Below are 23,907 nucleotides of genomic sequence, written 5' to 3'. Positions count from 1 at the left end.
CATTTAGAGAGTTAAGTGACGATAGCCTAGGAGATACACCTGTACCCATGCCGAACACAGCAGTTAAGCCCTAGAACGCCTGAAGTAGTTGGGGGTTGCCCCCTGTTAGATAGGGAAGTTGCTTAGCATTGATCCGCCATAGCTCAGTTGGTAGTAGCGCATGACTGTTAATCATGATGTCGTAGGTTCGAGTCCTACTGGCGGAGTAAATTGAGATAGGCTTGCCTATCTTTTTTTATTAACTATCTTGCCTTTTTCCCTAAAAAGATGTAAGATAATTTTAGATATTTTAGTAGCACCCTTAGCTCAACTGGATAGAGTACCTGACTACGAATCAGGCGGTTAGAGGTTCGACTCCTCTAGGGTGCATATGATCTAAAGAGAATATGAAACAAAGACTGAGCTTAAATAAAAAAGCGAACAATCTATACTTTTTGCTAATCAAAAGGTAGTAGTTGTTCGTTTTTTTAATGCTAAGATCGTATTAAGAGTTATTTTATAAAGACTTTCTCAGTAGAAAATCTTTTTGTTTTAGATATTTTAAAGAGTTATTTATTTTAAATCATCTCTTTTGGAAAAAATGCAGAGTTCGAAATATTCGACAGGAATATAATGTTTACTGACTACCAAAACTTTATAGTCTTTGAAGATCGTTTCTTGGATGAGCACAAAGGCATTGTTTTCTGAAAGGATGTATTTTGAAGCCGCAAAGTTACCAGTCTTAGTAAAGCAAAGTTCATTTTGTGCGCAGCAAGAATTATTATTTTGATAGATGGTTTCTTCTAGGAATTTAGTTAAATCCTCAGCATTCGCTAGATTAATTGAATAATCTGAAAGGACTTCTGAGGGGATGAAAGATAATGAATAAGCAATGACAGAGTCATTTTGGTGATACCAACGATCAGTAACAACAACAATTGGCGTCTCTTGCTTTAGGGTATCTTTTATAGCTTCAGTTGGAACTTCAATACGAAATTCAAGTTCAGTCTCATAAGTATTCGGGTTGTTCAGACAAGCTTTAATAGGATGCTGGAGTGTCTCCAATCCTTTCTCATGACAGGTATTTGAGAGTTTGCGAACAAAGTTGCCTTTTCCTCTAATGTTTTTAACAAGATGATCTTCTTGTAGTAAAGCTAGAGATTTTCTCAAGGTCATTCTACTGACATTTAGTTGCTCTGCTAGCTCTGGTTCAGAAGGCAATTGCATACCTGGACTATATACACCATCTTGAATGAGCTGATAAATTTTGTTATATACTTGTACATGTTTTAACTTCTTAAGTTTTTTGGATACTTCGTACTGATTCACGATTTTACCTCATATTGTAACTAGTTGTACTTAAAATTTGACAGTAGACTCAAAATTCTATCAGAACTTATCGGTTTGTCCTACCAAATGTCTACCTTTATTTTACCATAAAATGATAGAATTTGGTTTGTTATAGACTGAACTTAAGCTAAAATAGACTGAAAAACTGTTAAAAATATTTTCAATGAATTTTTGGAAAAGCGTTTACAAGTTTTATCTTGTATGATATTATACAAATGTAAAAATAATAGACAAGTTCTAAAGGAGGAACTACAATGCAAAATTATTCAGGTGAAGTCGGATTACAGTATCATTTACAAATTCGTCCAGGTGACGTAGGTAAATACGTGATTATGCCCGGAGATCCTAAACGTTGTGAAAAAATAGCACAGCATTTTGATAATCCAGTTCTTGTAGCAGACAGTCGCGAGTATGTGACTTATACTGGAACTTTGGATGGGGTTAAAGTGAGCGTAACTTCAACTGGTATTGGTGGTCCATCTGCATCAATTGCTTTGGAAGAGTTGGTTCAGTGTGGTGCAGATACGTTCATCCGGGTTGGAACTTGTGGCGGAATTGATGTGGATGTCAAAGGAGGAGATATTGTGATAGCGACTGGTGCCATTCGTATGGAAGGAACCAGTAAAGAATACGCCCCTATTGAATTTCCTGCGGTAGCTGATTTAGAGGTGACCAATGCTCTTGTTGGCGCTGCCAAAAAATTAGGGTATACAAGTCATGCAGGTGTTGTACAATGTAAAGATGCTTTTTATGGACAACATGAACCAGCACGTATGCCTGTTAGTTATGAACTCCTTAATAAATGGGAAGCTTGGAAACGTTTAGGAACAAAAGCTTCTGAAATGGAATCTGCTGCACTATTTGTTGCTGCTAGTCACCTAGGTGTTCGTTGTGGTTCAGATTTCCTTGTAGTAGGTAATCAAGAACGTGATGCCCTAGGACTTGACAATCCTATGTTCCACGATACAGAATCTGCAATTTCTGTTGCTATTGAAGCCATTAGATCATTAATTAAAGTGGATAACAAACAGTAAGACAATGTTAGTAGAGTAGGAGTTTTAAATGCAATTTTTATATAGTTTACTTGGTATAGTCTTGGTAATTGCAATCTTATATGTTATTTCTTTTAATCGAAAAGCGATCTCTCCTAAACTGATTGCCAAAGCTTTACTGGTTCAATTCATTATTGCCTTGATTTTGGTTAGAATTCCTCTTGGACAAAAAATTGTTAGTGCTGTGTCAGACGGAGTGACCCGGGTCATAAATTGTGGCCAGTCTGGTCTTAGTTTTGTATTTGGGTCCCTGGCTGATAGCGGAGCACACACAGGATTTATTTTTGCTATACAGACACTGGGTAATATTGTTTTTCTTTCAGCATTAGTTAGTTTACTTTATTACGTGGGAATACTTGGCTTTGTCGTTAAGTGGATTGGTAAAGGTGTGGGCAAGTTGATGAAATCTTCTGAAGTTGAAAGCTTCGTTGCTGTTGCCAACATGTTTTTAGGACAAACAGATAGCCCCATATTGGTCAGTAAGTATTTAAAGCAAATGACAGACAGTGAAATAATGGTCGTTCTAGTTTCAGGAATGGGTAGTATGTCTGTTTCTATTTTAGGTGGTTATATTGCCCTGGGAATACCAATGGAATATCTTTTGATAGCATCAACACTTGTACCTATTGGTAGTATTTTAGTGGCTAAAACCTTATATCCTCAAACTGAAGAAATTCAAGAAATTGATGAAGTCAAAATGGATAACAAAGGAAATAATGCAAATGTCATTGATGCTATAGCAGAAGGTGCGGGGACAGGAGCACAAATGGCTTTCTCCATTGGTGCTAGTTTGATAGCCTTTGTAGGTTTAGTCAGTTTAGCTAACCTTTTGCTAAGTGTTTTTGGGATTAAATTAGAACAAATTTTTTCATACATTTTTGCACCCTTTGGCTTTTTCATGGGTCTTGATGGTAAAGAAATACTCCTCGAAGGTAATTTGTTAGGAAACAAACTTGTTTTAAATGAGTTTGTTGCTTTCCAACATTTAGGACAAATAATTAAGTCCTTAGATTACCGAACAGCACTTGTTATGACAATCTCACTCTGTGGCTTTGCCAATTTATCTAGTTTAGGGATTTGTATTTCAGGAATTGCAGTGCTTTGTCCAGAAAAAAGAAGTGTCTTAGCACGCTTAGTCTTCCGTGCAATGTTAGGAGGTGTTGCTGTAAGTATCTTAAGTGCTATGGTAGTAGGAATTGTAACCTTATTTTAAATAAGATTGTTTAAAATCAAGGGATAACGTTATTTTAAGAAAGAGAAAAGTAGTAATGGAAATAAAAGAGATATTAAGTAAGGTTGATCATACTTTATTAAGTACGACAGCTACCTGGACAGAAATAAAAGAAACGCTAGATGATGCTATGTTTTTCAAGACTGCATCAGCTTGTATTCCCCCTTCTTATGTTAAAGAAGCTTCTCAATATGTAGCAGGTAAATTGACTATTTGTACTGTAATTGGATTTCCAAATGGCTACAATACAAGTGCAAGTAAGGTCTTTGAAACCAAAGATGCCTTAGCAAATGGAGCTGAGGAAATTGACATGGTCATTAATCTCACTGATGTAAAAAATGGCAACTTTAAAAAAATTGAAGAAGAAATTATTCAGGTGAGAGAAGCTTGTCAGGGTTATATTCTTAAAGTTATTGTGGAAACCGCACTTTTAACTGATGAGGAATTAGTCAGACTGTGCGATATTGTAACTAAGGCTGGAGCCGACTTTATCAAAACATCTACAGGATTTGCAAAAAGAGGAGCTTCCTTTAAAGATGTGGAAATAATGACAAAACATATTGGTACAGATGTACAAATCAAAGCAGCTGGCGGAATAACTTCAATAGAGGATGCTGAAAAATTTATTAGTCTAGGGGCATCACGCTTAGGTACAAGTCGTATCATTAAAGTTCTTAAGCAAGAAGATAAAGGTACGGAAACTTACTGATACAAGCTTTTCCCTTAACAAACTTATCTTGTCAAATTTCATCTCAAAAAGAATGCAAATTAGAAAAGAGTAATTAAAATGAACTATAAAGAAGTCTATCAGAAATGGCTAAATAAAACTGATATTGATGAAGATATTAAAGTTGAACTAGCTGCTATTGAAAATAATGAAGACGAAATTAAGGAACGTTTTTATACCGGTTTAAAATTTGGAACAGCAGGGTTAAGAGGAAAACTTGGTGCTGGTACCAACTGTATGAATATTTATACAGTTGGAAAAGCAGCCCAAGCCTTGGCTAACACAATTATTGATCAGGGTAAGCCTGCTATGGAACGTGGAGTTGTTGTCTGTTATGACATTAGATATCAATCTAAGGTTTTTGCTCAGCTAACTTGTTCCATTTTAGCTAAGAATGGTATTGTTTCCTATATATACAAGGGAATACGACCTACACCTATGTGTTCCTATGCTGTTCGTCATCTCCATGCTTTAGCAGGTGTCATGGTTACTGCAAGCCATAATCCGAAAATATATAATGGTTATAAAGTTTATTGGCAAGAAGGTTCACAAATACTTGATGATATTGCGGATAAAATAGCCAATCACATGGAAAAGCTTGATGCCTTTGAAGATGTGAAAACAATGACTTTCGAAGAGGCTCTTCAGAGTCAATTGGTGCACTACATAGAGGATTCTGTTGAAGAAGCCTACAAGAAGGAAGTCTTAGCCTTAGCCATTAACGATGATATTGATAAAAGCTTAAACATTGTTTATACACCACTAAATGGCGTAGGTAACTTACCTGTTCGTGAAATCTTCCAGAGAAGAGGATTTTCAAATGTTTTTGTTGTTCCAGACCAGGAATTTCCAGATCCTGAATTTACAACTGTTGGTTATCCTAACCCAGAATTTGCAAGTACTTTTGCTTATGCAGAAAGACTAGGTAAAGAAAAGAATGCTGATATCTTAATTGCTACAGATCCAGATTCCGATCGCTTAGCCCTAGAAGTTAAGGATAAGCACGGGGAATACGTTTTTATAAATGGTAATCAAATTGGTGCTCTTTTATCTTATTACATTTTCTCACAAAGGTTTGCGAAAAATGATCTACCTTCCCATCCTGTCCTTGTTAAATCAATTGTGACAGGAGATTTTGCAAAAACCATTGCTAAAAAGTATGGCGTTGAAACAGTTGAGACCTTGACTGGCTTTAAGAATATTTGTGGGAAGGCAAATGCTTATGAAGGCTCAGCCGACAAACAATATGTTTTTGGCTATGAAGAAAGTATTGGTTTTTGTTATGGCACTTTTGTCAGAGATAAAGACGGAGTCAGCGCTTCAATGTTAGCAGCCGAAATGGCAGCCTATTATAAGATAAGGAACCAATCTTTACTAGATGTTCTAGAAGATCTCTATGATGAATTTGGTTATTTTAAAGAAAGACAATTTTCACTTGAATTAGAAGGGCTTGAAGGACAAAAACAAATCCAAAATATTATGGAAAGTTTTAGAAAGCACCCTCTAGAAAAAATAGAAGAACTTCATTTAGAAAAGATAGTTGACTATAGTCAGGGCTATTTAGACTTACCAAAACAAAACTGTTTGAAATATTACCTTGATGATGGTTCATGGTATGCCCTAAGACCATCAGGAACAGAACCAAAATTGAAATGCTATATCTATACAGTAGGAAAGACTATGGATGACAGTCTTAGCAAGTTAGATGCTATTGAAAATGCCTGTCAAAGTAAGATTCAAGCAGTGAGAGAAGAACTCTTATGATAAGATCAAGTGCAAATGATATTAAAATATGGGATTAAAAAGTAGCTATTTAAAATGGCTACTTTTTCTGGCTCTTTGTCAAGTGAAGTGGGTAGACAAAACCTAACATCTGGAGAGAACAATTTTTGTTCTCTCTTTTTGTATGTTTAAAGCGATGAGTAATCTGGTTTTAAAATTTTTAAAACTTCTAAAGCCAAAAGCATTGCGCTTTATGACTTTAATAAGGTTGTTAGTAGCTTCTAGTTTGGCATTAGAATAGGGTTGTTCAAGGGCTTTTGAAAGTCGTACTTGGTCATTTGTCCCCCGGCAACAAGGGCAGTTTGGCGCCTTATAATCAAGCTTAGCTAGGATATCAAAATGGGTCTTCTTATCTTTAATGTCAGTAATACTGATATTCTGGTCTTTTATTTGAAGTAAAAATTTGTTATGATTGATATGTTCCATATGATGCTTTCTAATGAGTTGTTTAGTCGCTTTTCATTATAAGTCATATGGGACTTTTTTTGTAGTCACAAAAAGCCCTATAACTTCCAAAGTAGAGTTACCCACTACAGAAATTATAGAGCACTTTTTATTTGGTTAAACATTTTTTTATAAATGACCCATAACAGATTCATCCATTACCGTATAAATGATCTCATACTAAGTGAACATGACACATATGTCATCTAGGAAGATAGATGGCTACTAAGGCCTTAAAAACTGATCATTTATCCTAATGGACCCCCTTATGTATAGGTGTTTCTAAGGATTTTTCCTGACAATAAAAGAAATAAAAAATAGAAGAAAAATTTTGTATTTGGGACTTTTTAATCTGACATGACATGGGTGTCATGTTCTTTTTGTGCCAACCTAACTTATAATTTCATTACATTTTCAAGAAATGGAGATTTGTAATGGAAAAATTTGAGCACATTTTTCAAAAAATTAAGCCAATTATACTAAAATTTAAAAGGAGCTACTATATTCAACTTTGGGAATCTGATGATTGGTTACAAGAAGGACGTTTAATTCTTTATCGACTACTAACGGATCAACCTGAAATAATAAGTGATCATAAGAGGCTTTATTCTTATTTCAAAACAAAATTTTCCTCTCATTTAAAAGATATTCTAAGGTATCAAGAAAGTAAAAAGCGTAAATTTAACAAAATGCCCTATATAGAAATCAGTGAAGTAGGGCACAGAATAGCTGGAGAAGGCTTATTTGTAGATGACTATATTGCTTACCATTCAGTAATAAAGGAAGTATCCCATTTTTTGGATGAAGTAGAAAGAGAGCAATTGAGCAAATTAATGCGGGGAGAGCAATTTGTAGGAAGAAAGGCCTTATTACGCAAGATCAAACCCTACTTTATTGATTTTTAGTGGTCATGCGTCTTTATTGACCTTTGTCAGGAGGTGGCGTCTTACCATTTTGTCCTGTTTTACTTACTTTTAGCGGCCATTATGTTATAATATGACTACTAACAATTTTGGAGAAGAAATGAGTATAGATGATTACAGGCCGACTTATATGGTCGAAGCAGTATCTGATTTAAAAGCAGACGATTTACTTAGACATGGCATAACAGCAGTTTTAGTAGATTTAGATAATACCCTAATAGCTTGGAATAACCCAGATGGAACACCTGAGGTTAGAGCTTGGTTGGATGAAATGACTATGGCTGATATTACTGTGGTTGTGGTTTCAAATAATAACCATCGAAGAGTTGAGCGAGCAGTCTCAAAATTTGGAGTAGATTTTATCAGCAGAGCTATGAAACCTTTCTCTAGAGGTATAGAAATTGCTATAAAACGTTATGGCTTTAATTATGATGAAGTTATTATGGTTGGAGATCAGCTAATGACTGATATTAGAGCAAGTCATCGTTCGGGGATTAAGTCAGTACTTGTCAAACCGATCGTCAAGTCTGATGCTTGGAACACTAAAATAAATCGCTTGAGAGAACGTCGTGTTTTTTCAAAATTAGAAAAAAAGTATGGTAAAATGACTTACCAAAAAGGAATTTGATGGAAGAAATATTTTGTATAGGTTGTGGGGTGCAAATCCAAACGACAGATAAAGAAAAGGCTGGTTATACCCCTTCAGCTGCCTTAAAAAAGGGCTTAGAAACGGGTGAGTTATACTGCCAACGCTGCTTTAGATTGCGTCATTATAATGAAATTACTGATGTCCATATGACTGATGATGATTTCATAAAGCTATTACATGAGGTGGGAGATAGTGATGCCTTAGTCGTTAATGTGATTGACATTTTTGATTTTAATGGTTCAGTCATACCAGGATTATCACGTTTTGTTTCTGGAAATGATTTACTCTTAGTAGGAAACAAAAAGGATATTCTTCCAAAATCTGTAAAAGATGGTAAAGTGACCCAATGGTTAACAGAACGTGCTCACGAAGAAGGTCTTAGACCCTTAGATATTATTTTAACTAGTGCACAAAATCATTTTGCTATCAAGGAGCTTATTGATAAAATAGAGAATTTACGACGTGGACGTGACGTCTATGTCGTAGGTGTGACAAATGTTGGAAAATCAACTTTAATCAATGCTATTATCCAGGAACTCAGTGGCAATAAAAATGTCATTACGACCTCTCGTTTTCCAGGTACAACCTTAGATAAAATTGAAATCCCCTTGGATGACGGAACTTATATCTATGATACACCTGGTATTATCCATCGCCATCAAATGGCTCACTATTTATCAGATAAAGATTTAAAATATGTCAGTCCTAAAAAAGAAATCAAACCAAAAACTTACCAGTTAAATCCTGAGCAAACACTCTTTTTAGCTGGCCTAGGAAGATTTGATTATATTGAAGGTCCCAAACAGGGAATTACTGCCTTTTTTGATAATAATCTTTTATTGCATCGTACTAAATTAGAGGGAGCCGGAGCCTTCTATGACAAACATTTGGGATCTTTGTTGATGCCTCCAAATATGAAGGATAAGGCAGACTTTCCAGAACTTGTTTCATATGAATTTGTCATAGATGATAAGATGGACTTGGTTTTTTCTGGATTAGGATGGATTCGTATTAAGGGTAGTAAAAACCAAAGGGTAAAAGTTGCTGGTTGGGCACCAGAGGGTGTTTCCGTTTTAATCCGTAAGGCAATTATTTAACGACCTTATTAAACAAGGGTAAAAAAGCAAACTGCTATTAAGCAATCAAAGGTAATTTAAAGGATCAAGACATGTTAACAAGTAAACAAAGAGCATTTTTAAAATCAGAAGCTCATAGCTTAAAACCAATTGTTCAAATTGGGAAAAATGGTTTAAACAATCACATAAAAACAAGTGTTCGAAATGCACTTGATGCAAGAGAATTAATTAAAGTAACACTTTTACAAAATACTGATGAAGATATAAATGACGTCGCACAAACCTTAGAAGACGAAATTGGCTGCGATACGGTCTTAAAGATTGGTAGAGTATTGATTCTTTATAAAGTCTCAGCAAAAAAAGAAAATCAGAAACTCTCACCAAAAGTAAAAATGATATAAGTCTTTGGATAAAGTTAAGATTTAAAAGACTTATACACAGTTTTATAGGAAATGACTTGGCTAGCTCTGCTATCACATAAAGAAAAAAGTGTATAAACAAACTTGGAGAAACAATGGCGTTAGAATTGGTAACACCTTTTACAAAGGTAGAATTAAAAACTAAAGAAAAAAAGACAAATCGTAAACAAATAGGAATTTTAGGTGGTAATTTTAACCCTATTCATAATGCCCATCTGGTAGTAGCTGATCAAGTTCGACAACAGTTAGGTTTAGATCATGTTTTGTTAATGCCTGAATATAAGCCCCCTCATAGTGATGTTAAACATACCATTGATGAAAAACATAGACTTGAGATGGTCAATAAGGCCATAGCAGGTGTTGATGGTCTTGCTGTTGAAACACTTGAAATAGAGCGGCAAGGAGTATCCTATACCTATGAAACAATGAAGTTATTAACTAAAAAGAATCCAGAGGTAGATTATTACTTCATTATTGGGGCAGATATGGTTGATTATTTGCCAAAGTGGCACCGCATTGATGAGCTTGTCAAGCTGGTACAATTTGTTGGTGTTCAAAGACCTAAGTATAAGGTAGGAACTTCTTATCCTATTATTTGGGTTGATGTTCCTTTGATGGATATTTCATCAAGTATGATTCGTAATTACATCAAAAAGGGGCGTCAACCAAATTATCTCCTGCCAAAAGCAGTTTTAGATTATATTAATAAAGAAGGTCTTTATAGATGAATTATCAGGCTTATATTCCTTACAGTCGTGAGGAATTACTCGATAAAGTTTCAAAGAATATGAGTCCAAAGCGCTTTAATCATGTTTTAGGCGTTGAAAAAGCAGCTATTGCTCTTGCCAAAGCAAATCAGGCTAACCTAGAAAAGGCTAGTTTGGCAGCTCTTTTACATGACTATGCTAAAGAGTGCTCAGATGAAACCTTTTTCCAATTGATCCAAAAGTATCATTTAGATAGTGACTTACTTAACTGGAATAATAATGTTTGGCATGGTAAGGTAGGCATTTACAAGATTCAAGAGGATTTTGGTCTAAAAGATAAGGAGATTTTGAGAGCTATTGAAATTCATACTGTGGGTTCGGCTCAGATGTCTCTGCTCGATAAAATTTTATATGTTGCAGATTATATTGAAGAAGGTCGTGATTTTCCTTTAGTAAGGGAAGCACGGGAAATAGCTCAGCAAAGTCTGGATAAAGCAGTCGCTTTTGAGACAGTCAATACTTTGACATTCTTAGCTTCAAAAGCAGTAGCTATTTATCCACAAACACTTGAAACTTATAATACCTATTGCCATTTTATGAGGGATTAAATATGAAAACTGGCTTATTGCTTGTAGACATGCAGAATCAGCTGCTTGAGAGTAACCCTCACCATCTGTCTCAAATGATGACTGGTGTTCAGCAGCTGGTAGATGACTTTCGACAATCTGGTCAGCCAATTATTTTTGTCAGGCATCATGATCAGGACATGCCGATAAATAGTAGAGATTGGGAAATTACACCACAACTAGAACCATTAACTGGTGAGAAGATTATTGATAAGGCCTATAATAGTGCCTTTAAAAATACGGATTTGCAGGATTATCTTAAGTCACAAGAGATAGGGCAATTAATTATTGTTGGCATGCAAGTAGAATATTGCATTGATGCCACTATTAAATCGGCTTTTGATTTGGATTATCAGGTCATTGTTCCTAAGGGGCTCAGCTCAACTTTTGATAATCCATTGTTGTCAGCTCAGACGCTAATAACTCATTATGAGGCTATTTGGCAAGGACGGTTTGCACAGTTATTATCCTTAAAAGAAATCTTAAAAAAGAAAGAATACGGAAATTAATGAAAAAAGAAGAACTTTTAGAAATTGTTGTTAAAGCAGCCGATGAAAAGCGTGCTGAAGATATTTTGGCACTTGATTTAGAAGGACTAACAAGTTTAACAGATTATTTTGTTATTGTTAGCTCTACAAACAGTCGTCAATTAGAAGCAATAGCTGAGAATATCCGTGAAAAGGTCAAAGCCTTTAATGGTAGTACCAGCCATATGGAAGGCGATAGTGCTACTGGTTGGGTATTGCTAGATCTTGGTGATATGGTTGTGCATATTTTTTCTGAGGATCAACGTTTCCATTACAATATCGAAAAACTATGGCACGAAGCACCAAGTGTAGATATTACCTCATTCTTAGCCTAATAAAGCAAGAAAAAGCAGTCTCCTTTAGGCTGTTTTTTGATAATAAAGGAGTTTTGACAAATGACAACTTATGAAACATTTGCTAGGGTTTATGATGCGGTGATGGACCAAACTTTATATGATTTGTGGACTGATTTTTCTCTTCGTCATCTTCCTAAGGATAAAAATCGCAAAAACTTGTTGGAATTAGCTTGTGGGACAGGTATCCAATCTGTTCGATTTGCGCAAGCAGGCTTTGATGTTACAGGGCTTGACTTAAGCGAGGAGATGCTGACTATCGCCCAAAAACGTGCTGCAGTTGCTCAAAAAAAGATCGACTTTTTGCAAGGAGATATGCTTGATTTATCACAGCTAGGTCATTATGATTTTGTGACTTGTTATTCAGATTCCATCTGTTATATGCGAGATGAGGTTGAAGTTGGTGACGTTTTTAAAGAGGTTTATAATCGTTTAAATGCAGGTGGAGTCTTTATTTTTGATGTCCATTCAACCTATCAAACGGATGTTTTCTTTCCAGGCTACTCTTATCATGAAAATGCTGATGATTTTGCCATGGTTTGGGATAGTTATGAAGATGAGGCGCCCCATTCAGTTGTTCACGAGTTGACTTTTTTTATCCAGGAGTCTGATGGACGCTTCACTCGACATGACGAGATTCATGAAGAAAGAACCTATGAGATATTAACCTATGATATATTGTTAGAACAAGCAGGTTTTAAATCCTTCAAGCTTTACGCCGATTTTGAAGATAAAGCCCCCGAAGAAAAAAGTAAGCGCTGGTTTTTTGTAGCTCAAAAATAAGAGAAGAAAGTAGCTAGTCGGATGAAAATTGCCTTAATAATCTATCCTGAATTCTCACTCTATGAAATCTCTCCACTAACAGCTAAATTGGCTCCTCATTATGGTCAAAAGTGGATATTCTTGCTAGTAAAAAAACATTTATCAAAAGTGAGGATGGCTTTACGGTTCTGCCGGATTTTGCTATTACTGAAGTTGATCTATCAGCTTATGATGTCCTACTATTAACTGGTAGTATGGATCCTTTCGCTAGTGTTTTTGATCAAACTTTAATCAAGGCTCTGTCGTCTATTGATAGTAAGAAGTGTATCATTGCTTCTATCTCGTCCTCCCCCTTAATTTTAGCTAAAGCAGGCTTATTGACCCATTATAGATTTACAGCTGGAATTTATAGCAATCTTTTCACTTATTTTCCTTGGCTTGATGAAGAAAATTTCTCTCCCAAACATTTTCTTATGGATGGGAATCTCATCACTGCACTTGGAACTAAAGAAGGCATAGAGGCCTTTACTCATAATGTTTTATATCGTCTGGGCTTTATTAAGGATCAGATAAACTTACCTGAAGAAGATATTTCCTTTACTTTATCAGATCTGGAATTTGAGACTTTTCTAAAAGAACTAGCCCAAAAATATCCTATTACTAGTAAGGAGAATGAATGACAATAACTGGAATAGTTGCAGAGTTCAATCCTTTTCATAATGGCCATAAATATCTCTTGCAAGAGGCGCAGGGACTTAAAATTATTGTCATGTCAGGCAATTTTATGCAAAGGGGCGAACCGGCCATTGTAGATAAGTGGATACGAGCAAAAATGGCTCTTGAAAATGGGGCTGATTTAGTGGTTGAACTGCCATTTATGGTATCAGTCCAATCTGCTGATTATTTTGCTCAAGGCGCAGTGGCTATCTTAGCTGGTTTGGGCGTGGATAATCTGACTTTTGGGACGGAGGAACTTCTCGATTACAATAAAATCGGAGCTATCTATAGGGAAAAAGAGCAAGAAATGCTTAGCTTTTTAGAAGGTCAACCGCAATCTCTATCTTATCCACAAAAGACACAGATCATGTGGGAACATTTTACAGGCATTCGATTTTCTGGTCAAACTCCCAATCATATTTTAGGCTTAGCCTATGCCAAGGCTGCTAGTAAAAATGGCATCCGCTTAAACCCGATAAAGCGTCAGGGCGCGGGCTATCATTCTCAAGAAAAAGAGGTTGGTTATGCCTCTGCAACCAGTCTTCGTCAGCATAAAGAAGATCATGACTTTGTGAATAGGTTCATGCCAAATAGTGATCTGTTGCTAGAAAATCCGCAGGTATCTTGGGACAATTATATAGATTTGCTTAAATATCAAGTTATGACCAATTCTGATTTGACACAGATTTACCAGGTTAATGAGGAAATAGCTAATCGCATTAAAAGTTATATTGGCCAAGTAGAGACAGTGGAGGACTTGGTTGAAAAAGTTGCTACAAAGCGCTATACAAAGGCGCGTGTGCGACGGATTTTAAGCTATATTTTGGTTAATGCTGGCCAAGAAAATCTGCCAGAAACTATCCATATCTTGGGCTTTACAGACAAGGGGCAGGCTCACTTGAAGTCTCTTAAGTCTACTGTTAAACTCATCAGTCGCATTGGAGCTCAGGCCTGGGATCCAATGACTCAGCAAGCTGACAAGGTTTATCAACTGGGTCATCCAGAACTGGCAGAACAAAACTATGGACGTATACCGATTATAATGAACAAATCTAAATAATTCATGATTTAGTTTGACTCTAACCAAAGGTGATAGTTTATACTTAGCTGTAAGAGGTAAATATGAAAACAGTAAAGGAAATGAGTCAACTTTCGGGAATTAGTGTTCGAACCCTGCATTATTATGATAAGATCGCTCTCTTTAAGCCCTCTTTTGTGGCTGAAAATGGCTACCGCTATTATAATGAGGAGGCAGAACTGAAATTACAGGAGATTTTGCTCTTTCGTGAACTGGAGTTTCCTCTAAAACTTATTAAGGAAATAATGGATAGTCCAACTTATGACAGAAAGCAGGCTATGGCAAAGCAGATTAGATGGCTGGAATCTAAAAAATCTCATCTTGAAGAGGTCATTAGGCATGCGAGAGCTATCCAAGAAGGAGAAAATATGACATCATATAGGGTTTATGACAAGTCGGAAATAGAAGCTTTTCAAAGAGAAGCCAAGGAGTCCTGGGGGAGGAGCTCTGCTTATAAAGAGTATGAGCAAAGGGCCAGCTCAATTAATCAGGAGCAACTTATGGCTGGTATGGCATCTATCTTTGCGGGCTTTGCTAAGTTAATGTCTGAATCTGTAGAAGACCTAGCTGTTCAAAATCAGGTTAAGCTTCTTCAGGATTATATCAGTAGTCATCTTTACACCTGCACAAAAGAGATTTTAGCTGGTCTTGGCCAAATGTATACTGAAGATGTCCGCTTTAAAGCCAACATTGATAAGATGGGTGAACCAGGGACAGCAGAATTTGCTAGTCAGGCCATTGCCTACTATTGCAAAAAAGGCTAGCTTGATCATATAAAAGGCCATTAAAATAGTAAGGAATTTTATGGCTGGCAGACTTAAGAAAACTACAGTGGGCATTCACTTCAGAATGACATATTACAGAAGATCCTTACTTGTGGAAGAACTTTGTAGCAGCCTACAAAAGAGTAAGAGATGGTATCATTTTTACTAATAAAAGGATAATCATTTGTGATATCAAGCTTTATCTGATAAGAAAGTTACCCTCTTTTGTCATTAACTGGTGCTTTAGACATCAATTCTAAAGATAAATGATAAAGGCGAGCTGATTACATGAAGATTAAAGATAAATAAGGCAGAGAACTTAGACGATTTGATCACTATTACAGATCCTTTACTATAAGTTGCATAGCTGATATTTTACTCTGACTAAGAAAAGTGCTTCTTAAATAGGATTTTTAAGAGCTCAATATGATTTGTCTGCTGAGCTTAGCTTTAGAAGTAAGTGGTAAGAGTTTTTAGAATAAAAAATATTTTAAGGAGAAAATCCATTTTACCAAATCTCTTCAAAGTGCTATAATGGTAGAGTTAAAAGTATGTTTAGCTCTGCTATTTTCAAAGTGCTTAAATAAGAAAATAATAATCAAGAGGAGAATCCAATGGGACGTAAATGGGCAAATATAGTTGCGAAGAAAACTGCTAAAGATGGTGCTACTTCAAAGGTCTATGCTAAATTTGGTGTAGAAATTTATGTTGCTGCCAAACAGGGAGATCCAGATCCTGAAACAAACTCAGCTTTAAAATTCGTTATTGATCGTGCCAAACAAGCACAGGTTCCAAAACACGTTATTGATAAAGCCATTGACAAGGCTAAAGGTAATACTGACGAAACTTTCGTTGAGGGTCGTTATGAAGGCTTTGGACCTAATGGGTCAATGATTATCGTTGATACCTTGACCTCAAATGTTAACCGAACAGCTGCCAATGTTCGTACTGCTTATGGTAAAAATGGTGGTAACATGGGAGCATCAGGTTCAGTATCTTACATGTTTGATAAAAAAGGTGTTATTGTATTTGCAGGTGATGATGCTGATACAATCTTTGAACAACTTCTAGAAGCAGATGTTGAAGTTGATGATGTGGAAGCAGAAGAAGGAAGTATTACTGTCTATACTGCCCCTACTGATTTACATAAGGGCATCAAGGCGTTGCGTGATGCAGGGATTGAAGAGTTTCAAGTGACTGAACTTGAAATGATTCCACAATCTGAAGTTGTTTTAGAAGGTGAAGATCTAGAAACCTTTGAAAAATTGGTTGATGCCTTAGAATCAGATGATGATGTGCAAAAAGTCTATCATAATGTTTCAGATTTTTAATAAATAGAAACAGTGCATTTGATGCGCTGTTTTTTTGATAGGTTTTTCATATCACCATGATATCTTATTGCTATTACATTTTTCCTAAACTTGGTGGTACAATAGAATTATTACCAATTAGGAGAGATACCCATCATGACAAACAAAAAAATTATGGCAGTAGCTGGACTAGCTTTAACAACAACTCTTCTTGCTGCATGCGGATCAGCTAAGGAAAGCAAATCAACTTCTAAACAAGAAGGAGTGCTTTTTGCAACAGTTGGCACAACAGCACCATTTTCTTATGAAAAATCAGGGCAATTAACAGGCTATGATATTGAAGTCGCAAAGGCTATTTTTAAAGATTCAGATGACTATAAGGTTCAGTTTAAAAAAACAGAATGGTCTTCAATCTTCACAGGTTTAGACTCAAGTAAATACCAGATGGCTGGTAATAATATTAGCTATACCAAGGAAAGATCCTCAAAATATCTCTTCTCTTATCCTATGGGAACAACTCCATCTGTTTTAGTGGTTCCTAAAGGTAGTGATATTAAGTCTTATAATGATATTAAGGGACACTCTTCGCAAGTTGTGCAAGGTACAACTACAGCTGCTCAGCTAAAAGCCTTCAACCAAAAGAATTCAAGCAATCCTGTTAAGTTAAAATATACAAATGAAAATATTACACAAATGTTAACAAATCTTAGTCAAGGTAAGGCAGACTTTAAAATTTTTGATGCCCCTACAGTTAATGCCATTATAGAAAATCAGGGACTTGATAATTTAAAAACCATTCCATTAAACAGCAAGGAGCAGCCTTATATTTACTTTATCTTTGGCCAAGATCAGAAAGATTTACAAAAATTTGTGAATAAGAGAATAAAGGCTTTGATCAAGGATGGTAGCTTAGCTAAGCTGGCTAAAAAACATTTAGGTGGAGACTATATTCCAAAAGAAAATGATTTAAAACTACCGCAATAAAAAAAGCACTCACTTAAGATTCTTAAGTGAGTTTTTATACGAGACACATATAGTTATAAACTATATAAAAACCTAGATATTTCCAATTTGAAAACTATAACAGTTTAGGTTAGAATAAGAACATAAAAGAAATGAGGTTGGGTAAATGGCATATAAGAAAGTATTAGGATTTTTGACTCTAGCAATAGCTTCCTTTTCTTTAGTAGCTTGTGCTCCTAAAGAAGATAGTAAAAACACCTTGACCATAGGTTTGATGGCTAAGACCAAATCAGACCAAGCAAGATGGGACAAGATTCAAGAACTTTTAAAGAAAGAAGATATTCACTTAAAATTTAAAGAGTTTACAGACTATTCACAGCCCAATCAGGCTACAGCCAATGGTGAAGTTGATCTCAATGCTTTCCAGCATTACAATTTCCTCAATAATTGGAACAAAGAAAATCAGGGAGAATTGGTTGCTTTAGCAGATACCTATATTAGCCCAGTGCATTTATTTTCAGGGATAAACCAAAAGGGCAAGGCAAAATATAAGAAGTTAGCGGATCTACCTAAGGGTGCACCAATTGCGGTACCAAATGATGCTACTAATGAAAGTCGAGCGCTCTATTTGCTTGAATCTGCTGGACTTATTAAATTAAATGTCAAAGGAGATAAATTGGCAACTATTGCTAATATCTCAGAAAACAAGGCAAAACTTGATATTAAAGAATTGGATGCTGGGCAGACAGCACGTTCTCTAAACTCAGTTGATGCTGCAGTCGTAAACAATAGTTATGCAGTACCAGCAAAAATAGACTATAAAACGTCACTTTATAAGGAAGCAGTTGATAAGAATACCAAACAATGGATCAATATTCTTGTTGCTAAAAAAGATTGGAAAAAATCTAAAAAAGCAGCAGCTATCAAAAAATTAATCAGGGCTTATCAGACCGACCAGGTAAAAGATGTTATTAATAAAACATCAGATGGAGTTGATATCACTGTATGGTAAGGAGATCAATGACTTGTGTTAAAAAGCAAGTCATTTCTCTTTGCAAGGTATGCGCTCTTACTGATATAAACTTGCAAGCTAAGAAGTGATAAAAAGGAAGGTTATAAAAAGGAATGAAAGAAGCTATTATTCAATTAGAACATATTGGCATTACTTTTGAACAAGGAAATAAAAAAATTGAAGCTGTAAAAGATGTTTCATTAACCATTAATAAAGGAGATATTTATGGAATAGTTGGTTATTCTGGAGCAGGAAAATCAACCTTGGTACGAGTTATTAATTTATTACAAAAGCCAAGTTCTGGGAAAATCACAATAGATGAAGAACTTACCTTTGATAAAGGAAAGGTAGTCTTAAGTCCTAAGGAGCTCCGTGAAAAAAGACGTGATATTGGAATGATCTTCCAACACTTTAATTTAATGGCTCAAAAAACAGCCAAGGAAAATATAGCCTTCGCTTTGAAACATTCAGGCCTGTCAAAGGCTGAAATTGACAAGAAGGTTGGAGAACTCTTAGAATTAGTTGGTTTATCAGAGCGCGCAGACAACTACCCTGCACAATTATCAGGTGGTCAAAAACAACGTGTGGCTATTGCGCGTGCCTTGGCCAATAATCCTAAGATATTAATATCTGATGAGGCTACATCGGCCTTAGATCCTAAAACGACCAAGCAAATTTTGTCCTTATTACAAGAGCTTAACCGTAAACTGGGGTTAACAATTGTTATGATCACACACGAAATGCAAATCGTCAAAGATATCTGTAACCGTGTAGCTGTCATGCAAAATGGGAACCTAATTGAAGAAGGTTCTCTATTGAACATTTTTACCAATCCAAAGCAAGCTTTGACAAAAGAGTTTATTGTCAGATCAACTGGTATTGATGAAGCCTTAGAAAAAATTTATCAGCAGGGTATTGTCATCTCTCTGGCTAAAAACTCTAGATTGGTCCAACTCAACTATGCAGGGACTTCCACAGATGAACCTATTTTAAATCATATTTACCGTCAGTATGAAGTAACAGCCAATATTTTATATGGCAATATTGAAATACTTGATCAGATACCAGTTGGCGAGATGATTGCTGTTCTTACAGGTCAAGAAGAAAATCTCCGCTTAGCAGAAGAAGCCCTAGAAAAAGCGGGTGTTGAAATCAAGTTATTGAAGAAGGGAGCTTAAATGTCACACTTTTTGCAAAATTATTTACCCAATGTTTATGAAATCGGCTGGTCTGGGGATGCAGGCTGGGGCTTGGCTATCTGGAATACTCTTTATATGACAATTATTCCTTTTATTGTGGGGGGATTAATTGGTCTATTCTTAGGGTTGATGCTTGTTTTAATGGGGCCTGGAGGCATTATTGAAAATAAGATCATCTGCTGGATTTTAGATAAGTTTACCTCTATTTTTCGGGCCATCCCCTTTGTTATTTTAATTGCCATTCTAGCTAGTTTAACCTACCTGATCATGGGGACAGTGCTGGGAGCAAGAGCAGCCTTAGTGCCTTTGACCTTTGCTACATTTCCATTCTTTGCCAGACAAGTACAGGTTGTTTTTTCTGATCTAGACAAGGGAATCATCGAAGCGGCACAAGCTTCAGGAGCTACTTTTTTAGATTTAGTAAAGCTTTATTTAAGTGAAAGTTTGCCAGAATTAATCCGTCTTTCAACCCTAACCCTCATTTCTCTTGTGGGTGAGACAGCTATGGCTGGAGCTATTGGTGCTGGTGGACTTGGTAATTTAGCTATTTCTTACGGTTACAATCGTTTCAACAATGATGTGACCTGGGTAGCCACCCTACTTATCTTATTATTGATTTTTACAATCCAATTTATTGGAGACCGTTTAAGCAGACATTTTAGTCATAAATAAAATAAGCTAGTTTAACTTTAGCTTATTTTTTTAGTCTTTGTAAGATGAAACCAATTAAAAATCCGATTAATGCGAAGCTTATCCATCCCATTGAAAATTTTCCAAGAGGTACCAGTTCTGTAAAGAAGTAGCTTATGAAGCTTGGTATTTTAAAGAGTCCAGTCATTGAGGCCAGGGTAGCCAAGGCGTCATATAAGGCTGGAATAAAGGTAAATAGTGTTGTTGCTTTATAGACAGGGGAGGTAATGGCCCAAGACCTTGGTAGTAAAACTAAGATAATTAAAATAATTGTCAGTGGATACAGTAAATAAAGTACAGGAGCTGACCATTTAATAATAAAATTAAGACCACCCAAGTAAAAGCTAGCAGAAACTAGGGTGAACAGGCCTGCCCAGAAGTTACGGGAGAATTGAGGCAGCAAGTTATGAAAAAATTCGGCACTTGAAGAAATTAATCCGGTAGAAGTTGTTAAACAGGCTAAAAAAATGATCATGGCCAGAGAAGCTTGTCCAAGGGATCCAAGGTAGAAGTGTGATGCATGGCTAAGGATGTGACCGCCATTTATAGGATTACCCTGAATTCTGAAAAAGCCCTGAGAAAATGGGAATAAGTTTTGAGAAGTAGCGCCAATCCGACCGATAAAAATATAAATAAGAGCCAAGAGGCTGATAGCAATCAAGCCAGAAATGAAGGTCATCTTTGTAATATCTTTATGATTTTTTGCGCCAAATTGTTTGCTGGCATCAATGACAATAATTGAAAAGACAAGAGAGGCCAAGGCATCCATGGTTCCATATCCTTGAATTAAACCTGCCATAAAGGGATAGTCTTTAAAGGCATTATTAATTCCTGGCCCTGCATTATGGGTTTGACCGTAATCACCAACAGGATGGATAAAGGAAAACACAATGACGATACTAATAACTAGAATAAGGGCTGGTGTTAGGTACTTTCCAATGTTTTCAGCAAGTCGACTGGGTTTGACTGCTAAAAGGAAAGAAAGGCCGAAAAAAATAAGTCCATATAATAATTTGCTGCCTAGTTGATCCCCCAATATTGGTGAAATACCAATGGCAAAGGAAGTAGCTCCGGTTCTTGGAATAGCAAAGAAGGGTCCAATGGATAGGTATAAAAGGACAGCAAAAAGTGTGGCATAGCCTTTTGATACAGGGCTTGCGATAGTACGAACATCACTAGCTCCAGATTTAGATACTGCTAGAACACCAAAAAAAGGCAGGGAAACTCCTGTCAGGCAAAAACCCAAAATAGAAAATGCTAGGTGTTTGCCAGAGTAAACACCGATATAGGCTGGATAAATAAGATTTGCTGCTCCAAAAAAGAGGGCAAATAACATAAAACCAATGACAAGATAGTTCGTTTTACTTTGCATTGTGGGGGGATTTCCATTTCTGTATTTAATGAATATTCTGTATTTTTAATCGAGAAATTTACAAACAGAACAAATGATATTATAACGAAGTTTTTCAAGGTCGTCAATAAAGAATTATTATTCAAAAAAGACAATTGACGGATCTAATTAATTATATTATGATTAAATTCACTTCGTTTTTTAAAGGATAGCAAAATGACAAAAATAAAAATCATGTGGGTGAGAACTCCACTTATCAAAAAGATTATCATCGGCTTAGCACTTGGTATCACTTTAGGACTCTGTTTTCCTGGTGCAAGCTTTATTAGCCTTCTAGGAGAATTATTTGTAGGAGCACTTAAAGCCATTGCACCACTTTTGGTTTTCTTCTTAGTTGCTCAGGCTATTTCACACAAGGTTAAAGGTCAAAAAACAAATCTTTCCTTGATCATAGCCTTGTATCTTTTTGCGACTTTTAGCTCTGCCTTGATTGCAGTGCTGATTAACTTTATCTTCCCTATAAGTTTGAAGCTTAGTGCTGTTAAAGCAAGTGATATTAAACCTCCTCAAGGAATAGGACAGGTCTTTAACAACCTATTGCTGAAATTAGTAGATAATCCTGTCCACGCCCTATCTTCAGCAAATTATTTGGGTATTTTATTCTGGGCTATTATTTTTGGACTAGCTATTCAAAGATCTTCTCAAGAAATAAAAACATTTATCAAAACTGTTTCTAGCATTACCTCGCAAGTTGTTATTTGGATTATCAACCTAGCGCCATTTGGAATCATGGGTTTGGTTTATCAGACCATCTCTAGCAAGGGAATCAGTGTTTTATCAGATTATGCTCTATTGATTATTGTCTTAGTATCGACTATGGGGATAGTGGCACTCCTTGTGAATCCCTTGATCGGTTGGCTTGTCATGCACAAGAATCCCTATCCACTGGTTTTAACCTGCTTAAAGGAATCTGGTTTAACAGCCTTCTTTACTAGGAGCTCAGCAGCAAATATCCCAGTTAATCTCAAACTTTGTCAAAAACTAGGGCTGGCAGAAGAAACCTACTTGGTTTCTATCCCACTGGGTTCGACAATAAACATGTCAGGTGCTGCCATAACTATTAATATGTTAACCTTGGCCGCTGCCAACACCTTTGGCATTAGTGTAGACTTTTGGACAGCCTTGCTTCTTAGTCTAGTGTCTGCTATTTCAGCTTGCGGAGCTTCTGGTGTTGCAGGAGGCTCACTCTTATTAGTACCTTTGGCTTGTAGCTTGTTTGGCATATCTAACGACTTAGCCATGCAAGTTGTTGGGATTGGTTTTATAGTTGGAGTTATCCAAGACTCCTGTGAGACAGCCTTAAACTCTTCTACAGATGTTTATTTTACAGCAATAGCCCAAGACGCTTTTTGGCTAAGAAAAAAAGTTTAAGAGTTCCTATCCTTAACTTTTTTATAAGTGACTATCTAAAAAACCGCTTTAAATCATCTTCAGAAGAACTTGATTTAAAGCGGTTTTTCTTATTTTGACTAATTCTGTTTATTTTAAATAACCTAGATAGTCAAATTTTTCAAAGGTATGGTCATTGGCAATAGCTACGATGATTGTTTCAGCTGGTAAAGGTTCAAAGGGGTTAACATTAGGATTAAGGCTGTTTTCCTTCTCTTGACGAGTTCCGATAATGTTTAATTCATATTTTTGACGGACATCTAATTCTGACAAGGTTTTACCTTCCCAAGTTTTTGGAATTCGAAAATTAATCATTGAGATCCCATGTTCAAGGTAAATGATACTTTCAATGTGATGTTTGAGAATATTTGAAGCCACTCTTTTTCCAGAATCTCTTTCTGGTGAGATAACATTGGTAGCCCCAATACCATAAAGCACTTCCTCATGAATTTTGTTTTTAGCCTTGGCAATAATAATGGGAACTCCCAATTTTTTACAATGCATAATAGCCAGAACTGATGATTCTAAGTTATTACCAGTTGCAATGACTACAGTATCACATTGGTCAATACCAACTGCCAGTAGAAAATCTCTATCAGTCATGTCGCCAACGGCTGCTTTTGAAACAAGATCACCAATTTCATTGACATGATTTTCTCTGTAGTCTATAGCAATGACGTCTTGGTCAAATTGACTGAGCTGTCTTGCAACAGTACGGCCGAAAATTCCTAGACCTAAAACACCAACGGTTTTTCTTTTTAACATGA

Annotated in this window: 25 protein-coding genes, 2 tRNA genes, 1 rRNA gene and 1 pseudogene; 25 read left to right on the top strand and 4 right to left on the bottom strand. The window is 36.1% G+C overall.

Going from position 1 to position 23,907, the window contains the following annotated elements; genetic code table 11:
- Positions 1 to 11: 11 nt before the first annotated feature.
- The 3 genes from rrf (at position 12) to HBN42_RS07445 (ending at position 369) form a co-directional block, all read left to right on the top strand.
- Positions 12 to 127: ribosomal RNA gene (gene rrf, locus HBN42_RS07455) — 5S ribosomal RNA — on the top strand.
- A 5-nt stretch (positions 128 to 132) separates the two neighbouring features.
- Positions 133 to 206, top strand: a tRNA-Asn gene (locus tag HBN42_RS07450).
- Positions 207 to 295: 89 nt separating this feature from the next.
- Positions 296 to 369, top strand: a tRNA-Arg gene (locus HBN42_RS07445).
- Between the two features lie 183 nt (positions 370 to 552).
- Here HBN42_RS07445 and HBN42_RS07440 read toward each other — a convergent pair.
- On the bottom strand, positions 553 to 1,308 hold the full coding sequence (locus HBN42_RS07440) for a GntR family transcriptional regulator (RefSeq protein WP_165994435.1): 756 nt from the start codon (positions 1,306 to 1,308) through the stop codon (positions 553 to 555).
- Positions 1,309 to 1,583: 275 nt separating this feature from the next.
- Between HBN42_RS07440 and udp the strand changes: the two genes are divergently transcribed.
- The 4 genes from udp (at position 1,584) to HBN42_RS07420 (ending at position 6,103) form a co-directional block, all read left to right on the top strand.
- Positions 1,584 to 2,363 (top strand): uridine phosphorylase, encoded by a 780-nt coding sequence (gene udp, locus HBN42_RS07435; protein ID WP_165994434.1) that lies wholly within the window; start codon positions 1,584 to 1,586, stop codon positions 2,361 to 2,363.
- Positions 2,364 to 2,391: 28 nt separating this feature from the next.
- On the top strand, positions 2,392 to 3,594 hold the full coding sequence (locus tag HBN42_RS07430; RefSeq protein ID WP_165994433.1) for a NupC/NupG family nucleoside CNT transporter: 1,203 nt from the start codon (positions 2,392 to 2,394) through the stop codon (positions 3,592 to 3,594).
- Between the two features lie 55 nt (positions 3,595 to 3,649).
- Entirely contained in the window at positions 3,650 to 4,321 is a 672-nt protein-coding gene (gene deoC, locus HBN42_RS07425; RefSeq protein WP_165994432.1) for a deoxyribose-phosphate aldolase, read from the top strand.
- Between the two features lie 78 nt (positions 4,322 to 4,399).
- Complete coding sequence (locus HBN42_RS07420) at positions 4,400 to 6,103, top strand: phospho-sugar mutase (protein ID WP_165994431.1); 1,704 nt, start codon at positions 4,400 to 4,402, stop codon at positions 6,101 to 6,103.
- A 102-nt stretch (positions 6,104 to 6,205) separates the two neighbouring features.
- Here HBN42_RS07420 and HBN42_RS07415 read toward each other — a convergent pair.
- A pseudogene (locus tag HBN42_RS07415) lies at positions 6,206 to 6,376 on the bottom strand (transposase); the annotation flags it as partial.
- Positions 6,377 to 6,999: 623 nt separating this feature from the next.
- On the opposite strand from HBN42_RS07415, the gene HBN42_RS07410 reads away from it, so the two are divergent.
- The 17 genes from HBN42_RS07410 (at position 7,000) to HBN42_RS07330 (ending at position 20,322) form a co-directional block, all read left to right on the top strand.
- Entirely contained in the window at positions 7,000 to 7,470 is a 471-nt protein-coding gene (locus HBN42_RS07410) for a sigma-70 family RNA polymerase sigma factor (protein ID WP_165994430.1), read from the top strand.
- 118 nt (positions 7,471 to 7,588) lie between these two features.
- Positions 7,589 to 8,116, top strand: a complete 528-nt coding sequence (locus HBN42_RS07405) for a YqeG family HAD IIIA-type phosphatase (protein ID WP_165994429.1) — start codon at positions 7,589 to 7,591, stop codon at positions 8,114 to 8,116.
- Positions 8,116 to 9,234 (top strand): ribosome biogenesis GTPase YqeH, encoded by a 1,119-nt coding sequence (gene yqeH, locus HBN42_RS07400; protein ID WP_165994428.1) that lies wholly within the window; start codon positions 8,116 to 8,118, stop codon positions 9,232 to 9,234. The genes HBN42_RS07405 and yqeH overlap by 1 nt, the downstream gene beginning before the upstream one ends.
- Before the next feature lie 71 nt (positions 9,235 to 9,305).
- Positions 9,306 to 9,614 carry a ribosome assembly RNA-binding protein YhbY gene (yhbY, locus tag HBN42_RS07395; RefSeq protein ID WP_165994427.1) on the top strand — a complete coding sequence of 103 codons (309 nt, stop codon included), beginning with the start codon at positions 9,306 to 9,308 and terminating at the stop codon, positions 9,612 to 9,614.
- A gap of 113 nt (positions 9,615 to 9,727) precedes the next feature.
- Complete coding sequence (locus tag HBN42_RS07390) at positions 9,728 to 10,360, top strand: nicotinate-nucleotide adenylyltransferase (RefSeq protein WP_165994426.1); 633 nt, start codon at positions 9,728 to 9,730, stop codon at positions 10,358 to 10,360.
- Positions 10,357 to 10,947 carry a bis(5'-nucleosyl)-tetraphosphatase (symmetrical) YqeK gene (gene yqeK / locus HBN42_RS07385; protein WP_165994425.1) on the top strand — a complete coding sequence of 197 codons (591 nt, stop codon included), beginning with the start codon at positions 10,357 to 10,359 and terminating at the stop codon, positions 10,945 to 10,947. The genes HBN42_RS07390 and yqeK overlap by 4 nt, the downstream gene beginning before the upstream one ends.
- Before the next feature lie 2 nt (positions 10,948 to 10,949).
- Complete coding sequence (locus tag HBN42_RS07380; protein ID WP_165994424.1) at positions 10,950 to 11,474, top strand: cysteine hydrolase family protein; 525 nt, start codon at positions 10,950 to 10,952, stop codon at positions 11,472 to 11,474.
- The gene (rsfS, locus tag HBN42_RS07375; protein ID WP_165994423.1) at positions 11,474 to 11,827 is read left to right on the top strand and encodes a ribosome silencing factor; all 354 of its coding nucleotides are present in this window, start codon (positions 11,474 to 11,476) and stop codon (positions 11,825 to 11,827) included. Before HBN42_RS07380 ends, rsfS begins: the two co-directional genes overlap by 1 nt.
- A 60-nt stretch (positions 11,828 to 11,887) precedes the next feature.
- The gene (locus tag HBN42_RS07370; protein WP_165994422.1) at positions 11,888 to 12,628 is read left to right on the top strand and encodes a class I SAM-dependent DNA methyltransferase; all 741 of its coding nucleotides are present in this window, start codon (positions 11,888 to 11,890) and stop codon (positions 12,626 to 12,628) included.
- A 110-nt stretch (positions 12,629 to 12,738) separates the two neighbouring features.
- On the top strand, positions 12,739 to 13,287 hold the full coding sequence (locus HBN42_RS07365; RefSeq protein ID WP_328804289.1) for a DJ-1/PfpI family protein: 549 nt from the start codon (positions 12,739 to 12,741) through the stop codon (positions 13,285 to 13,287).
- A complete protein-coding gene (locus HBN42_RS07360) occupies positions 13,284 to 14,384 on the top strand; it encodes a nucleotidyltransferase (protein ID WP_165994421.1) in 1,101 nt (366 codons plus the stop codon). The genes HBN42_RS07365 and HBN42_RS07360 overlap by 4 nt, the downstream gene beginning before the upstream one ends.
- Positions 14,385 to 14,446: 62 nt before the next feature.
- Positions 14,447 to 15,166 carry a MerR family transcriptional regulator gene (locus HBN42_RS07355; RefSeq protein WP_165994420.1) on the top strand — a complete coding sequence of 240 codons (720 nt, stop codon included), beginning with the start codon at positions 14,447 to 14,449 and terminating at the stop codon, positions 15,164 to 15,166.
- Positions 15,167 to 15,780: 614 nt separating this feature from the next.
- Positions 15,781 to 16,497 carry a YebC/PmpR family DNA-binding transcriptional regulator gene (locus HBN42_RS07350; RefSeq protein WP_165994419.1) on the top strand — a complete coding sequence of 239 codons (717 nt, stop codon included), beginning with the start codon at positions 15,781 to 15,783 and terminating at the stop codon, positions 16,495 to 16,497.
- Positions 16,498 to 16,632: 135 nt separating this feature from the next.
- Complete coding sequence (locus HBN42_RS07345; RefSeq protein ID WP_165994418.1) at positions 16,633 to 17,460, top strand: amino acid ABC transporter substrate-binding protein; 828 nt, start codon at positions 16,633 to 16,635, stop codon at positions 17,458 to 17,460.
- 145 nt (positions 17,461 to 17,605) lie between these two features.
- On the top strand, positions 17,606 to 18,451 hold the full coding sequence (locus HBN42_RS07340; protein WP_165994417.1) for a MetQ/NlpA family ABC transporter substrate-binding protein: 846 nt from the start codon (positions 17,606 to 17,608) through the stop codon (positions 18,449 to 18,451).
- A 113-nt stretch (positions 18,452 to 18,564) separates the two neighbouring features.
- Positions 18,565 to 19,629, top strand: a complete 1,065-nt coding sequence (locus HBN42_RS07335; protein WP_165994416.1) for a methionine ABC transporter ATP-binding protein — start codon at positions 18,565 to 18,567, stop codon at positions 19,627 to 19,629.
- Positions 19,630 to 20,322, top strand: coding sequence for a methionine ABC transporter permease (locus tag HBN42_RS07330; protein WP_165994415.1), 693 nt, complete (start codon positions 19,630 to 19,632; stop codon positions 20,320 to 20,322).
- A 22-nt stretch (positions 20,323 to 20,344) separates the two neighbouring features.
- On the opposite strand, the gene brnQ is transcribed toward HBN42_RS07330, so the two are convergent.
- On the bottom strand, positions 20,345 to 21,712 hold the full coding sequence (brnQ, locus tag HBN42_RS07325) for a branched-chain amino acid transport system II carrier protein (RefSeq protein WP_165994414.1): 1,368 nt from the start codon (positions 21,710 to 21,712) through the stop codon (positions 20,345 to 20,347).
- 195 nt (positions 21,713 to 21,907) lie between these two features.
- On the opposite strand from brnQ, the gene sstT reads away from it, so the two are divergent.
- Complete coding sequence (gene sstT, locus HBN42_RS07320) at positions 21,908 to 23,122, top strand: serine/threonine transporter SstT (RefSeq protein ID WP_165994413.1); 1,215 nt, start codon at positions 21,908 to 21,910, stop codon at positions 23,120 to 23,122.
- 108 nt (positions 23,123 to 23,230) lie between these two features.
- Here sstT and ktrA read toward each other — a convergent pair whose 3' ends face one another.
- Complete coding sequence (ktrA, locus tag HBN42_RS07315; protein WP_165994412.1) at positions 23,231 to 23,905, bottom strand: potassium uptake transporter gating subunit KtrA; 675 nt, start codon at positions 23,903 to 23,905, stop codon at positions 23,231 to 23,233.
- Positions 23,906 to 23,907: the final 2 nt, after the last annotated feature.

Source organism: Streptococcus catagoni, assembly GCF_011421425.1.
GTDB lineage: Bacteria > Bacillota > Bacilli > Lactobacillales > Streptococcaceae > Streptococcus > Streptococcus catagoni.
Note: the sequence above shows the minus strand (reverse complement) of the source record. Positions and strands in the feature narration are given on the sequence as shown.